This window comes from Pseudonocardia sediminis, from assembly GCF_004217185.1.
Lineage (GTDB): Bacteria > Actinomycetota > Actinomycetes > Mycobacteriales > Pseudonocardiaceae > Pseudonocardia > Pseudonocardia sediminis.
The window spans coordinates 1,471,227-1,485,028 of record NZ_SHKL01000001.1 but is presented as its reverse complement, the minus strand read 5'-3'; the positions used below and the strand labels follow the sequence as shown (position 1 = coordinate 1,485,028).

Sequence of the window (13,802 nt, the reverse complement as noted above, 5' to 3'; positions counted from 1 at the left end):
GTCAGGCCCCGGCTCGGGCCGCGCTCGCGCGGACCGGGACGACGTTCCATCCCCACTGGAAGCTCGACGGGTGCCGGACGGCGGCGTCGGCGTCGATCTCGTAGTCCGACACCCCGGCGAGGAACTCCTCGATCAGCACCGCCACCTCCAGCTTCGCCAGGTGCACGCCGATGCAGAAGTGCTGCCCGCGGCCGAACGACAGGCTGCGCGCGATCGTGCGGTCCCAGCGGAACTCGTCGGGGGCGTCGAACTCGCGCTCGTCGCGGGCGGCGGAGGCGACCAGCGCCATCACGCGCTGCCCGGGGCGGACCGGGGTCCCGGCGATCTCGGCGGGCTCGCGGGCGGTGCGCAGGAACCACTGGGCCGGCGCGCAGTAGCGGATGGCCTCGTCGCGGGCCGTCACCGCGTTCGCGGCGAGGTCGGCGCGGACCGCGGCCAGCTGCGCCGGGTCCTTCGCCAGCTCCCACAGCCCGTGCGCGGCGACCTTCGGCACGGTCTCGGTGCCGCCGACGAACACGCACACCAGGTTGACGGCGATCTCGTCGTCGGTCAGCTCGCGCCCGGCGAAGTCCATGTCCAGCAGGCCGCCGACCATCGGGCTGCGCGCGTCGGCGTCCGCCCGGGCCTTCGCCACCTGCGGGGAGAGGATCTCCATCGACCGGCGGAACAGCGTCACCTTGTCCAGGCCGCCCTCGGTCAGGTGCGTGCCGGTCGAGGAGTTGACGACGTTGAGGACGTCGGCGGCCAGCTCGGTCGGCAGGCCCATCAGGCGGCAGACCGCCCCCGCGGCGACGTGCCCGCCGTAGTCCTGGGCCAGGTCGAACGGCTCGCCGCGGTCGAGCAGCTCACGCAGGCGGGTCCGGGCGCGGTCGTGGATCCACCCGGTCAGCCGGCCCACGCCGCCCGGGCGCAGCGGTCGGCCGGTGGCGTGCCGGAACCGCTCGTAGACCGGGGAGCCGAACATGTTCGAGCTGCCCATCGGCTCGGTCGGCGGGTCCGGCACCGGGCCGTCGTTGTGGGTGCGCAGGGTCGAGGGCAGCGGCAGGCTCGACTCGCTGGACAGGAACGCGCCGGAGACGTCGCCGAGGGTGTTCCAGACGTCGTCGAACCGGGAGACCGCGAACGTGTCGTACTCGGGGAGGTAGTGCACCGGGTCGTGGTCGCGCAGCGCCTTGTAGAACGGCAGCGGGTTCGCCATCACCGCGGGCGAGAAGGGGTCGTAGGACTCCACCAACGATGTCGTCAAGATCGCCTCCGCGCGCCGTCGCGCCTCGTTCCCGGTGTGCGGCCCCAGGTCGGTCACCCGTTCCGGACGTTAGCATCGCGCAGGTACGCAGAGATCACGAAGGAGTGCTCGATGGGCCAGTTCGGCGCCAGCGCGGAGACCGTGTTCACCCAGTCCCCGGAGGAGATCTACGACTTCGTCTCCGACCCGCACAACTGGCCCAAGACGTTCAAGGGCAGTGCCGGGATGGCGAGCGGGATGACGCTGCCGCTCTCGATCGGCGACTCCTGGACCGAGCAGATCCGGGTCGGCGACTTCGAGTGCCGCTCGACGTGGACGTTGATCACCGCGGTGCGGCCGTCGAAGTTCGTGTTCCAGCAGGTCAACGGCATCGCCGAGCAGCCCGACGGCACCGGCGGCCTGGACGGGATCACCACGATCTCCTACACCCTCACCCCGCAGCCCGGCGGCGGGACGCTGTTCCACCGCTCGCTGCACTGCGAGGTCCCGCGCGGGACCCGGATCCCCGAGCCGCTGCTGATCGCGCGCTGCCAGGCCGCGAACATCGAGGGCTACCACGACGCCGTCGCCCGCGAGCTGGAGAAGGCCGCGGCGGAGGGCTGAGGACGCCGCACATGATCGGCGGTCCGGTACCGATCGAGGCCATCCGTGGCCACCATCGGGACCGATCCGCCGATCACCGGTCGTTCTGCAGGGCCGCGAGCTCCCTGGCCGCGCCGGCGGCGACGAAGTTCCGGTCGCTGCCGACGGTGACCATGGCGACGCCGCGGGCGATCAGGTCGCGGGCGTGCCCGGTGCTCGACGCCGTCGTGGCGACGACGCGCCCGTGCGCGCGCGTGGCGGCGACGCAGCGGTCGACGGCGGCGAGGACGTCGGGGTGGCGCATCGACGGGTCCAGGCCCAGCCCGAGGCCGAGCGCGAGGTCGACCGGGCCGAGGAACACGCCGTCGACGCCGGGGGCGCCGGCGATCTGCTCGGCGTTCGCCAGTCCGGCCGCCGTCTCGATCATCGGCAGGCAGAGCACCCCGGAGTTCGCCGACGCGACGTCGGGGAACCGGCGCCGCAGCGGGCCGAACGAGCGGTCCCCGTCCGGCGGGTAGCGGCACGCCCGCGCGGCGCGAACGGCCGCGTCGGCGTCGTCGACCATCGGGACGATCACCCCGGCCGCGCCGAGGTCGAGCGCGCGCATGATCGACGCCGGGTCGTTCCACCCGACGCGCACGACCGGCGCCGCCCCGCCCAGCTCGACGGCCTGCAGGACCGGCAGCAGCGTCTCCCAGGTCGGGGCGCCGTGCTGCAGGTCGGCCACGACCCAGTCGAAGCCGGCCGCACCGAGCACCTCGGCGCTCCAGGTGCCGGGCAGCGTGCACCAGGTCCCGATCGCCGGGTCGCCCCGGTCCAGCGCCGCGCGCAGACGATCAACCACCCGGGCGAGTCTCCGCGCCGGCCACGCCCGGCACCACCCGGGGCACCTGCCCGACCCACCCGAGCCCGTCGTTCGGCTCGTCCTCGCAGCCCAGCGGCGTGCAGCCCTCGCCGCCCTGCGGGCCGAGACCGGTGGCCGAGCCGAGGCCCGCGCCCGGCGGGTTCACGAACGGGTCCACGTCGACGGCCAGGTCGGCCGGCCGGTCGTAGGGCCCGGAGTTCTGGATCGTGGACCGGACGTCGCCGGGCATGTCGGTGACGGCGTCCATCAGCAGGCGGAAGAACTCGTGCTCCCCCGGGCCGCCCGCGTTGCCCGGGAACGCGCCGTGCAGGTCGCCGCGCAGCGCGCCCGGGACGGTGTCGAGCTCCTGGTAGCCGCTGCGGGTGACGACCATGTCCAGGCTCGGGATGACGAACGTGTTCGTGCCCAGCCCGAGCGAGTAGTACATGTCCGACGGCGCGCTCCGGATCCACGCCTCACCCGGGTACTCGCGGCGCGACGGGTAGTCGGTGTTGACCTGCGTCTGCCCCGGCTCGCAGCTGTTGAGCCACATCGAGAGCCCGAACCCGCAGTTCGCGTCCGACCCGGTACGCATCTCGTCGACGAAGCCCTGTGACAGGATCCGGCGCCCTCCGAGCTCGCCGCCGGTGCGCAGCATCTCGCCGAAGCGGCCGTACTCCAGCGCGCGGAGCCACAGCTGCGAGTAGCCGGTGGTGGTGCCCGCGCGGTCGCGCTGCCAGAAGTACGCGCTGCGCGGGATGCCCAGCGGGTCGAACAGCTCGCGCTGGGTGAAGTCCTGGAAGTCCAGGCCCGGCTCGTGGGCGTCGATGATCCGTTGCAGGACGTACACGACGACCGACGGCGTCGTCTCGTCGAACTCGTAGTACTCCCCGGCCGGGTGCTCGAGGCGCTGGGAGAAGTACTCCCGCGCCCGCGACTGGTCGCCGACCATGTTCAGGCCCTGCACGTGGTTGACCTGCACCCCGGAGGTCAGGTTCAGGAACTGGCGCAGCGTCCGGGAACGGTGCTCGGCGTCGCCCAGGTCCGGCTGCAGGTACTCGTCGATCGGGGCGTCCAGGTCGACCCAGCCGCGGTCGGCGACGATCCCGGCGACCATCGCGACGACGGCCTTGGTCTGCCCGGCGTTGAGCTCGGGCACCCGTTCCAGCGCGGCGTCCCGGAAGCCCTGCCCGGCCAGGCAGCCGTGGCGGAACACCTTCACCGTGCTCGAGCCGTCGACGGCCGCGTAGTCCAGCGCCGCGCGCAGCTTCGCCGGGTCGAACCCGACCTCCCCCGGCGCGGCGGCCGGGTACTCCTGCTCCGGAACGATCGCGCAGCTGTGTCCGGCCGCCTCGGCGGGGGTCTCGGCGTGCACCACCGACACCCCGGCGACACCGAGGCAGGTGACGACCAGCCCGGCGACGAGACCGGTCCGCACCCGTGTGCGGGTCATCCCTCGCTCCCGCCGTCGGGACGGGTCTCGGCGCCGACGGTCCCGGGCACGACGCGCGGGGCGTCGGTCACGAGACGCTGCACCCCGTCGTTCGGCTCCCCCGCACAGCCGGCCGGGCCGCAGTCCCCCGGCGGCAGGCCGAGACCGGACGTCGTCTCCACCGGCGCGGTGGGCTGGTTCGTGTACTGGGTGACGTCGAAGCCGACCCGCGGCGGCCCGTCGTACGGGCCGGAGTTCTCGATCGTCGCGCGGACGTCGTCGGGCATGTCGGTGACCGCGGCCATCAGCCTGCGGAAGAACTCGTGCGTGCCCGCGGCGCCGGGACGTCCCGGCACGGCGTTGTTCACGTCGCCGCGCGCGACCGACGGCAGCAGGTCGAGCTCCTGCTCGCCGTTGCGGGTGACCACCATGTCCAGGCTCGGGATCACGAAGATCCGGGTGCCGACGCCGTCGGTGAAGATCATGTCGGCGGGCGCGCTCGCCACCCAGGCCCGGCCGTCGTCCACCTCGCGCTCCGGCACGCCGACGCCGACCCGCTGCTCGCCCGGCTCGCAGTTGTTGACGAACGTCAGCACCGAGTAGCCGCAGTTGGCCTCGGTCCCGTCGTCGAACTCGCGCATGTAGTCCTGCGACACGACCTGCTCGCCCTGGAAGGCGCCGTCGCGCAGGATCAGCTCGCCGAAGCGTCCGAACTCCAGCGGGCGCAGGAACAGCTGCGAGTAGCCGCTGGTCAGGCCCGTGCGGTCGCGCTGCCAGAAGTAGGCGCTCCGCGGGACGCCGAGGCGGTCGAACAGCGCCGACTGCGCGAACTCCTGGTAGTCGACGGCGCGCCCGGCCTGCTCGGAGATCGCCCGCTGCGTCACGTAGACGATCACCGACGTCGCGGTCTGGTCGTAGAAGTAGTACGAGCCCGGCTCGTGGGTGATCGGCTGGGCGAACCAGTCGCGCATCCGCGAGTCGTCGGCGACGAAGTTCAGCCCGCGCACCTGGTTGACCTCGGCACCCGACGTCGCGTGCAGCAGCTGGCGCAGGGTCACCGCGCGGTGCGCGGCGTCGCCGAGGTCGGCCGGGAGGTGCTCGGAGATCGGGGCGTCGAGGTCGACCGCGCCGCGGTCGGAGGCGATGCCGGTGAGCAGCGAGACGATCGTCTTCGTGTTGCCCCAGGTGTCGTCGACGACGCGCTCCAGCAGCGGGTCGCGCAGTCCCTCGCCGACCAGGCAGCTGTGCCGGAACACCTTGATCGTGTGCGAGCCCATCACCGAGGCGTAGTTCAACGCGTCCTGCAGCCGCGCCGGGTCCAGGCCCTGCTGCGCGGCCTCGGCCCGCGGGTACTCACCGGTGCGGGTGATCTCGCAACCGTCCGCCGGGGCCGCCGGAGCGGCGTTCGCCGACACCGCCGCCACCCCCAGCGATCCCGCGAGGAGGGCCACCACCACCCCGGCCCGGGCGAGACGCCCGCCCGGTACGCGCCGTCGCATCATGTTCGTCGTCAGCCTTCCCGCCGCACTGCAGGTACTTGAACGGAGTAACGACGGTCACGTGTCCGGATCACGGGGCGGTCCGGACGTCACCCTTTCGGGTCGCGGCGGGGCGTGTCGGGGCACGCGACGGGGGCCGCGTTGCCGCCGCCGTCACCGGAGGTGCAAAGTCGTTAGGGACAGCAACACTCCGACCGGGGACCTGGGGGACAAGGGTGGACGACCGATCCGGTCACGAGGGGACGGACCGTGACGACTCGGGCCGCAACGGTGCCGCGCTCGCAGTGGTCGGCACCGTGTCGGGCGGGCAGGGCGCGCCGATGGCGGGCGCCGTCGTCACCGTGACCGACCTGTCCGGGCGCCAGCAGGGCCGGACCACGACCGACGCCGGCGGTGGCTACCGGATCGGTGTCGGCACCGGCGGCACGTACCTGGTCGTGGCCGGGTCCGGCGCGCTCGCGCCGCACGCGGCGATGGTCGCGGTCGCCGACCGCACGGTCCGCCACGACGTGACGCTCGCCGGCAGCTCCGGGGTGCGGGGCACGGTCGCCGACACCACCGGCGCGCCGCTCGCGCGGGCCACCGTCACGCTGATCGACGCGCGCGGCGACGTCGTCGCGACGACGGTGCCCGACGCCGACGGCCGCTACCTCCTCGACGGCGCACCCCCCGGGCGCTACACGCTCACCGTCAGCGCGGAGGGCTACCAGCCCGTCGCCGCCTCGGTGGACCTCGACGGCGTCCTCGACCGGGACGTGACGATGCCCGGACGCTCCGGGCTGACCGGGACCACCTCGGCCGCGGCCGGCGGGGACCGGGTCGCCGGCGCGCTCGCCACGCTCGTCGACGCCGACGGGCGCACGGTGGCGACCGCGGTGACCGGCCCCGACGGCGGGTTCGCGTTCGGCGACCTGCCGGCGGGCACCTACACGCTGACCACCGCGGGCTACGCCCCGGTGGTGACGGTCGTGCAGGTCGGCGCCGGTATGACGACGACGGTGGACGTCGAGTTCCCGGAACCCGGAACCCCTGGACACACCGGCACGGAGGCGGGACGGCGATGAGCGAGGTCTACGGACGGTTGAGCAGCCCGGACGGCTGGCCGATCGTCGGCGGCACGGTGACCGTGGTGGACGCGACCGGCGTGCAGCGCGGCCGGGCGACCAGCCGGGCCGACGGCGGGTTCACCGTCGACGGCCTGGACCCGGGCACGCACACGGTGGTGGCGGCGGGCGCGGGCTACGAGCCCAGCGCGCGCAGCGTCGCCGTCGGGCCGGCCGGGATCGGGCTGGGCGTGCTGGAGCTGACGCGGGCCGGCGGCGAGATGCTGCCGGCACCGGGTACGTGGCGGATCGACCCGCAGCACTCGAGCATCCAGGCCACGGCGCTGCACCTGGGGATGAGCCGGATCCACGGGCGGCTGCGCCGCTTCGGCGGTCAGATCGTGGTCGCCGACCCGCTGGAGAACTCCTCGGTCGAGGTGACGATCGACCCGTCGTCGGTCGACTCCGACGACGACACCCGCGACGAGCACCTGCGGGCGCCGGACTTCCTCGACGTCGCCGCGCACCCGGAGATCGGCTACAAGAGCGACGGGCTGACGCGGCTGGACCCGCGGCACTGGCGGGTCGACGGGGTGCTGACGCTCAAGGGCGTGAGCGGGCCGGCGGCGCTGCAGGTCACCTACGGCGGGACCGGGCCGGACCTGTGGGGCGGGACCCGTGCCGCGTTCACGGCGACCACGGAGATCTCCCGCGACGACTTCGCGATCGACTGGAACCAGTCGGTGCTGGCCGGCGTCCTGGCCGTGGGCCGGACGCTGCGGATCGACATCGACATCCAGGCCGTCCTGACCTGAGCGGTCGCCGACGGCCCGGGCGGGATCGGTGCCGGCGCCGCCGGGAGCCGGCGCCGGCACCGATCCGCGAGCGGGGTCAGCTGAAGGAGCCGACCACGCCGTAGGCGGGGGCCAGGACGTCGAACACGCCGAACGTCGGGTCCTCGATCGGGACGCCCGGGGCGTCCTTGAGCAGGTAGGTCTGGTTGACCCCCGAGGTCTCCTGCTCGAGCGCCGGGGCGGAGTCGGTCTCGTCCGCCGGGGTGTCGGCGTGCGCGGCTCCGGCGGCGAGGCCGGACAGTGCGCCGGCGCCGGCGACGGTCAGCACGAGACGTGCGGTGGTGCGGTTCATCGGACTTCCTTTCTCAGGGAGCGGTGCGGGGTTCAGCAGATGGAGTCGGCCGGCTTGGGGTTGGCCAGGCCGAACAGCGGACGCAGCCGCAGCCCGACCCAGGTGCCCCCGAGCGCGACGACCCCCCAGATCCAGCCGTGCAGGCTGAACGAGGCGATGCCGGAGAAGTAGGCGCCGATGTTGCAGCCTCCGGCGAGGCGTGCGCCGTAGCCCATCGCGATCCCGCCGAGGATCGACCCGAGCGCGAGCTTCCACGGGATCTTCTTGTGCAGGACGAACGCGCCACCGACCGCGGAGGCGATCAGCGCGCCGACCATGATCCCGAAGTCGAGGTTGGAGACCCGGTCGGCGAGCACCGGCCCGGCCAGCGACTTCGCGTTCGCCGGGACCTGCCAGTACGCCAGGCCCGACAGGTCGATGCCGACGGCACCGAGGATCTTCGAGCCCCACAGCGCGAACGCCGACGTGACGCCCCACGGCTGCGAGGACACGAACAGCACCGCGGCGTTCAGGACGGCCAGCACGATCGCGCCGACCCACATCGGCCAGGAGCCGCGCAGGATCCGGGCCACTCCCCTCGCCGACGGCGGACGCTCCACCGGCGGCGCGTTGCGACGGCGGGCGACGACGTAGGTGGTCACCGCGATCGCGGCGAGCACGAGCAGTGTCAGCAGCACCGCGCCCGGGTAGCCGAGCAGCGTCGCCAGGTTGATCGTCGGTCCCTGCGGGACGGTCTGCGTCCAGAACGTGAAGGTGAAGACCGCCAGCAGCGAGCCGACGATGAAGCCGAACAGCGTGAGCACGATCGCGCTCTGCCCGGACCCGACCGCGAACAGCGTGCCGGACGCGCAGGAGCCGCCGACCTGCATCCCGATCCCGAACAGGAACGCGCCCACGACGAGGCTGATCCCGACCGGGCCGGTGAGGCCGCGCGGGTCACCGGCCAGGCCGAACCCGCCGGCGAGGATCACCGCGAACAGCACGCTCGCCACGCCGAGCATCAGCATGTGCGCGCGGATTGCCGCGCCCTGACCGACGGCCACGAGCTGGCGCCAGCCGGAGGTGAAGCCGAACCGGGAGTGGAACAGGGTGAAGCCCAGCGCGATGCCCAGCGCGGCGGTGCCGACCATCGTCGCGGGCGCGACGGTGGACACCCCCCACAGCAGGAGCGCGGCGAGCACTAGGCCGATCGCGACGACCGGCCACTGGACGGGCTTGGCGTCGCGGTCCTGCGGGCCGAACGACGCGCGCTCGTCGAGCGGCATCTGGCGCAGGGCCCGCACCAGCGGGCTCTTCGGTTCACTGACCACGGACATGGCTTCTCCTCCTCGGTTCGGGTAGTGCGTGCGGGTGGGTCATGACGGGTCCACCGGCCGGCCGATCTGCACGACCGTCCCGTTCGGGAACCAGGCGGCCATGTTCGGGCCGCCGTGGTGGCCGGTCGAGCCCTCCGGCTCGACGCTCATCGGCACGCTCACCGGGGCCGCCCCGTACAGGGTCGGCGACTGCGTGACCGGACGCCCGGCGACGGCCGCCCAGCTCAGGAAGCCCGACGTCGACGGCGCGGCACCGGGGTAGGTCCGGGCCAGGCTCGCGACGTAGTTCTGGGCCAGCGGCTCCTGCGGGGTGAACGTCAGCGGGAGCACCGCGTTCGGGGTGGCGTTCAGGACGTCCCCGGTGAGCAGCCACGGGGCCAGGTACGTGCCGCCGAGGTAGGTCGGCGTCGACGCCGAGCGCAGCTTCGCCTCGTGCAGGGTCGCGGTCGCGCCCTGCCAGCCGGAGACGACCAGGACGGCGCTGTTCGGGTCGGTGGCCGCGTTCGGCGGGAAGTCCAGCCCCGCCTTCGCGCCCTCGGAGCGGACGAGGTTCGCCGCCGCGACCGAGCGCGGCGAGGAGTCCGACACCAGCGACACCGACGGGACGCCGTGCTTGGCGAGCACCTGGACCAGGGCGCGCAGCGCGGTGGCCTGCCCCTGCTCCAGCGACTGGGCCGGGCACTGCGTCGCGGTACCCGCGGACGGTCCCCCGGCGACGATCGCGCCGAGCACCGCGGACGCGCACTCGGGCCCGTCCGGTCCGGTCGCCCCGGCCGGCGCCGCGGCGGCGTCGGTCCCGACGTCGATCGGGACGGTGCGTTCGGTGCCGTCCGCCGAGATCGTCAGCGAGTCGGTCCCGGCGGGGATGTTCACCACGGCCCACTCCCCGGGCGCGCCGCGGCGGGACTCGAACGCGACGGTGGAGTCGCCGGCGGAGACCGTGGCGGCTCCTGACATGTCATGGCCCGCCATGGCCGACATGTCGTGGCCCGCCATGTCGTGGCCCGCCATGTCGTGGCCCGCCGTGTCGTGGCCCGCCATGTCGTGCCCGGCACCGTGCCCGCCGGCCGCCGGAGCGGCGCTGAGCTGGACGAGGTTCGGTCCCGGGCGCATGGGGGTGACCAGCATCGCGACCGGCCCCTCCCCCAGGTCGACGCCGCGCAGCAGCGCCTGTCCGGGGACGGCGTCCGCGGCCGGGACGGGGAGGGCGGCCAGGGCCGCGGCGGCACCGACGCCGGCCGCGGCGACCGCTCCGAGCGCCCGTGAGGGCGAGACGGAGCGCAGGGGTCCGGGCAGCAGGGCCGCGGCCCGGGAGACTCCGGAGGGGACCACCTCGGACGCGACGAGCACCGCGACGACGAGCAGCGGCGCGACGACCGCGGCCAGCGCCGCCCAGCCGTAGCCGGTGCCGAGGAGGTCCTGGGCCGCGTACGGCCCGGAGAGCACGATCTGCACGACCGCCGCGACGACGGCGAGCACACCGGCTCCGATCGTGACGCGGCGCAGCGTGGCGGTGTCGCGGGCGGCGGTGTGCAGCACACCGCCGACGAGGACGGACGCGGCGAGCGCGTAGACGACGTCGACGGCGAACGCGACGCCGGAGTGCACCGAGCTCAGCTGCACCGCGACGAGGGCCGCGACGCCGAGGGACGGCAGCACCACCCACGTCGTCGGAAGCAGCAGGGGGACGGCCACGGCCAGCGCGATCTGCGCCAGCGTGCCGTAGACGTCGACGTCACCGGTGAGGTAACCGGTGGCCGCCGCCAGGGTGACGAGAGCGGCACCGACCCACGCGGTCGGGCGCTCGTGGCGGCCGGCTGCACCCACGAACGGCCGGAGCAGTCCGAGCCCGGCGAGTACGGCACCGGCGACCAGGAGCACGACGCGCACCAGGGTCGTCGTCGACCCCGCGCCGTCGAACGGCCCGGCGGCGGCCGCGAGGGCCGTCCCGGAGGTCGTCAGGGGGGACATCGCCGGGGAGTGCACCGTCTCCGCCGCGAGGGCGGGGACGGCCCCGACCGGGCCGGCGAGCAGGAGCACGCCGGCCGGCACGAGAGAGCGGGCCGCCGCCCGGCGGCGCACCGAGGTGCGCCGCCGGGCAGGGGAACTACTTGATGTCCGCGTCATTGGTGACGAAGAGCATCGAGTGGGGCTTGGCGTTGCCGAAGTCGCCGTGCGGCCAGCTCTCACGGTTGAACGAGACACAGGGTGTGTCGGTGTTCTCGTCCTTGAACGACTCGTCCTGCGTCAGCTTGCCGTCCTCCCCGATGTCCACCATGCAGACGCGGTGGTCACCGTCGGTGCCGGTGCGGGCCACGAAGTAGTTCGCGGTCGCGAGCCGGTCCGGCTGGGAGTCGTGGTGGTAGAAGCCGTCGTCACCCAGGGACAGGTTGTCCAGGGCGCCCCAGTGCGGGCCGTCACCCTTCTTGTCCGGGTTGATCGTCTGGGTGCTGCGCAGCGTCGGGCAGTCGTCCTCGGCTCCGCCGGCGGTGATCTCCTCGGTGGTGTCGATCGAGCAGGTGGTGGCGTCGCCGGAGTTGACCAGCTTCTCGATGTCGAGAGCGATGACGCCGCCCGCGGTGCCCTTGTCCTCCGGGCCCAGCGTGCCGGCCTTACGGCCGATCACGGCGTGGTAGAGCGTCTTGTCGTCCTCGCTCGTCTGCACCCAGCCACCGTTGGCGCTCGGGCCACCGTTGACCGCGCCCGGGTCCAGGTCCGGGTAGGCGGCGGAGAGGTCGAAGACCTCACGCCAGACCGGGTTCTTGGCCGTGATGTCGGGCGTGTAGTGGATCGCCCCGCCCTGCATGGTCTGGGCGAACGCGCCCTTGTGACCCGGCTGGTTGGTGACCGTGGTCTCCATCGCGGCGCGGTTCTCGTTGCGCAGCGGGTCCTCGCCGTTGGACCGCGGCCCGGTCGGGAGGTAGGCGACGGACTTCACCTGGGGACGGTTCCGGTCGGTGATGTCCCAGGTACGCACGGTCGGCCGTCGCAGGTACGGCGACGGGTTCTTGACCGGGTCGAGGATGATCGCGCGCGGCTCGGCGTAGTCACTGGTGACCATCGTGTTCAGGTCTTCGCGGACCTGGACGCCGTGCGGGTTCGCGCACGTCGGCTGCCCGAGTGCCGGGGTGTTGAGGCACTGCGTCGGGTCCTCGGGCGTCTCGGTCGCGGCCGGGGCCTCGACGAGGTTCTTGCCGTCCTCACCGAAGCGGATGACCGCACCCGGGGAGCCCGCGAAGCCGTTGCCGGTGCGGACCTCGCCGTTGGAGTACCTGCAGGGGCCGGGCACGACCGGACCACCCATGTAGGTGCCGTAGGCGGTGCCGTCCTTGAGGACCCAGTAGGCGTCCGGGACCGATCCGCACAGCGTCTGCGACGGCAGGCTGATGCCGGAGAGCTTGAGCTCCGGCAGGGCGGCCACGTCGAAGACGTAGGTCGCGGCGCTGTAGAGGCCACCGGCGTAGATCTTGTCGCCCTTGCTCCACGTGTACTGCATGTGGTGCGGCTCGTTCTCCACCAGCGGCCCGACGGTCGCGGTGTTGACGACCTTGCCGTACTCCGGGGAGCCCTTGGTCGCGTCGATGACGGCCATGAAGTCCGGGCCGGGCGCGGCGTCGCGCACCTTGTCGGCCGGGTCGGTGATCGAGCCGGGGAGCTTCTTGACGTCCGGGACGACGGTGTCGCCGACGTTCTCGTCACCGGCCCAGACGATCATGTACTCCTTGCGCTTGCCGTCGGCGGCCTGCGCGGTGGCCTGCTCCTCCTTGGCCCCGTCCTTGAGGTTGTTCTCGACCCAGTAGTTCTTGCCGTCCGAGCCGGTGATCTCGGACTTGACCTTGTCGATGCTCGACGCGGCCGTGGCCGGGATGACGGTGACGCCGGCCACGACGGCCGCGCCGACGAAGGCGAACAGCGACCGCTTCGCCCAGCGGGAACCCAGGATGCTCATTCGTAGCCCGCCCCGGAGCCGCTGCCGCCGCCACCGAAGGTCGGGGTGATCTTCTTCGGGACGTCGCCGAGGGAGTCGACGAGGCCGGCGGCCGGGACACCGGCAGGCGTGAAGTCACGCAGCTGCTGGACCGGGTCGGTCGAGTCGAACGCGGTGAACGAGGACTCGACCGGGGGCGCCGTCGGCGCCGGGTCGGGCTGGACCTCGTTGTGCTCGGTCAGGTAGGGGGCGAGGTCGGGGACCAGGTCCGGGGTGGCCGCCTGGGCGGCCCCGGACAGCCCGACCAGGGCGGACCCGGCCAGGGCGGCACCGCCGACGATGCGGCGTGCGGTGGATCGTGCGCGATTGCGTGGCACGACGAGCTCCTGTTCTACAAGGTGTGGGGAGCGGACGGTCCGGCCGGACGTCGCGGCCGAGGGCGCGGGATCCCGGTCAGTCCGAAGTGGACCGTCCGGTTCGGGCGCGGTCGGCCGGGGCGTGGGGGTGTTCCGGCGGACGCCGGACCGGTGAGACGAACCCGCGCGAGAGCGCGGGGCCGGTGGCGGTGGGGCGAGGGCAGGCCCCCTCGGGGGCCCGGGCTCAGCTCACCGGGGCCGTACAGAGTGCGCTCGCCTGGCGACGCAGATCGACATGACGTCGAACGGCGAAGCGGGAGTCGAGGCGCATGTCGGAATTGTGCACAGCGACCATTCGGAGGCTTTCCGATACCCCCGTCCGGAGTATGGGAAAGCGTCCTGAGGGGCCT

Annotated in this window: 12 protein-coding genes; 3 read left to right on the top strand and 9 right to left on the bottom strand. The window is 73.4% G+C overall.

Annotated features, from left to right (window positions below):
• Position 1 precedes the first annotated feature (1 nt).
• Positions 2 to 1,246, bottom strand: a complete 1,245-nt coding sequence (locus EV383_RS07140) for a cytochrome P450 (protein ID WP_207223455.1) — start codon at positions 1,244 to 1,246, stop codon at positions 2 to 4.
• 111 nt (positions 1,247 to 1,357) lie between these two features.
• Between EV383_RS07140 and EV383_RS07135 the strand changes: the two genes are divergently transcribed.
• Positions 1,358 to 1,849: an SRPBCC family protein gene (locus EV383_RS07135; protein WP_130289175.1), complete on the top strand. Its 492-nt coding sequence runs from the start codon at positions 1,358 to 1,360 to the stop codon at positions 1,847 to 1,849.
• Positions 1,850 to 1,922: 73 nt separating this feature from the next.
• Here EV383_RS07135 and EV383_RS07130 read toward each other — a convergent pair whose 3' ends face one another.
• The 3 genes from EV383_RS07130 to EV383_RS07120 are packed head-to-tail and all read right to left on the bottom strand — an operon-like array spanning position 1,923 to position 5,603.
• Positions 1,923 to 2,672, bottom strand: a complete 750-nt coding sequence (locus EV383_RS07130) for an HpcH/HpaI aldolase family protein (protein WP_130289174.1) — start codon at positions 2,670 to 2,672, stop codon at positions 1,923 to 1,925.
• Positions 2,665 to 4,125: a serine hydrolase domain-containing protein gene (locus EV383_RS07125; RefSeq protein WP_130289173.1), complete on the bottom strand. Its 1,461-nt coding sequence runs from the start codon at positions 4,123 to 4,125 to the stop codon at positions 2,665 to 2,667. Before EV383_RS07125 ends, EV383_RS07130 begins: the two co-directional genes overlap by 8 nt.
• Positions 4,122 to 5,603: a serine hydrolase domain-containing protein gene (locus EV383_RS07120; protein ID WP_130289172.1), complete on the bottom strand. Its 1,482-nt coding sequence runs from the start codon at positions 5,601 to 5,603 to the stop codon at positions 4,122 to 4,124. The genes EV383_RS07125 and EV383_RS07120 overlap by 4 nt, the downstream gene beginning before the upstream one ends.
• 215 nt (positions 5,604 to 5,818) lie before the next feature.
• Between EV383_RS07120 and EV383_RS07115 the strand changes: the two genes are divergently transcribed.
• Both EV383_RS07115 and EV383_RS07110 read left to right on the top strand, forming a co-directional pair.
• Entirely contained in the window at positions 5,819 to 6,667 is an 849-nt protein-coding gene (locus tag EV383_RS07115; protein WP_130289171.1) for a carboxypeptidase-like regulatory domain-containing protein, read from the top strand.
• Positions 6,664 to 7,461, top strand: a complete 798-nt coding sequence (locus EV383_RS07110; RefSeq protein WP_130289170.1) for a YceI family protein — start codon at positions 6,664 to 6,666, stop codon at positions 7,459 to 7,461. Before EV383_RS07115 ends, EV383_RS07110 begins: the two co-directional genes overlap by 4 nt.
• A 76-nt stretch (positions 7,462 to 7,537) precedes the next feature.
• Here the strand turns inward: EV383_RS07110 and EV383_RS07105 are convergent, their stop codons facing one another.
• The 5 genes from EV383_RS07105 to EV383_RS07085 are packed head-to-tail and all read right to left on the bottom strand — an operon-like array spanning position 7,538 to position 13,413.
• Positions 7,538 to 7,792: a hypothetical protein gene (locus tag EV383_RS07105; RefSeq protein WP_130289169.1), complete on the bottom strand. Its 255-nt coding sequence runs from the start codon at positions 7,790 to 7,792 to the stop codon at positions 7,538 to 7,540.
• Positions 7,793 to 7,824: 32 nt separating this feature from the next.
• A complete protein-coding gene (locus EV383_RS07100) occupies positions 7,825 to 9,108 on the bottom strand; it encodes a YeeE/YedE family protein (RefSeq protein ID WP_130289168.1) in 1,284 nt (427 codons plus the stop codon).
• Positions 9,109 to 9,147: 39 nt separating this feature from the next.
• On the bottom strand, positions 9,148 to 11,190 hold the full coding sequence (locus EV383_RS07095) for a hypothetical protein (RefSeq protein ID WP_207223454.1): 2,043 nt from the start codon (positions 11,188 to 11,190) through the stop codon (positions 9,148 to 9,150).
• A 25-nt stretch (positions 11,191 to 11,215) separates the two neighbouring features.
• Entirely contained in the window at positions 11,216 to 13,057 is a 1,842-nt protein-coding gene (locus EV383_RS07090; protein ID WP_130289166.1) for an FHA domain-containing protein, read from the bottom strand.
• Positions 13,054 to 13,413, bottom strand: a complete 360-nt coding sequence (locus tag EV383_RS07085) for a hypothetical protein (protein ID WP_130289165.1) — start codon at positions 13,411 to 13,413, stop codon at positions 13,054 to 13,056. Before EV383_RS07085 ends, EV383_RS07090 begins: the two co-directional genes overlap by 4 nt.
• Positions 13,414 to 13,802: the final 389 nt, after the last annotated feature.

Excerpts from the sequence above, each read along its gene's own strand:
- EV383_RS07110 (WP_130289170.1), top strand. The coding sequence starts at position 6,664 with ATGAGCGAGGTCTACGGACGGTTGAGCAGCCCGGACGGCTGGCCGATC.
- EV383_RS07090 (WP_130289166.1), bottom strand. The coding sequence starts at position 13,057 with ATGAGCATCCTGGGTTCCCGCTGGGCGAAGCGGTCGCTGTTCGCCTTC.
- EV383_RS07125 (WP_130289173.1), bottom strand. The coding sequence starts at position 4,125 with ATGACCCGCACACGGGTGCGGACCGGTCTCGTCGCCGGGCTGGTCGTC.
- EV383_RS07105 (WP_130289169.1), bottom strand. The coding sequence starts at position 7,792 with ATGAACCGCACCACCGCACGTCTCGTGCTGACCGTCGCCGGCGCCGGC.
- EV383_RS07100 (WP_130289168.1), bottom strand. The coding sequence starts at position 9,108 with ATGTCCGTGGTCAGTGAACCGAAGAGCCCGCTGGTGCGGGCCCTGCGC.
- EV383_RS07135 (WP_130289175.1), top strand. The coding sequence starts at position 1,358 with ATGGGCCAGTTCGGCGCCAGCGCGGAGACCGTGTTCACCCAGTCCCCG.
- EV383_RS07120 (WP_130289172.1), bottom strand. The coding sequence starts at position 5,603 with ATGCGACGGCGCGTACCGGGCGGGCGTCTCGCCCGGGCCGGGGTGGTG.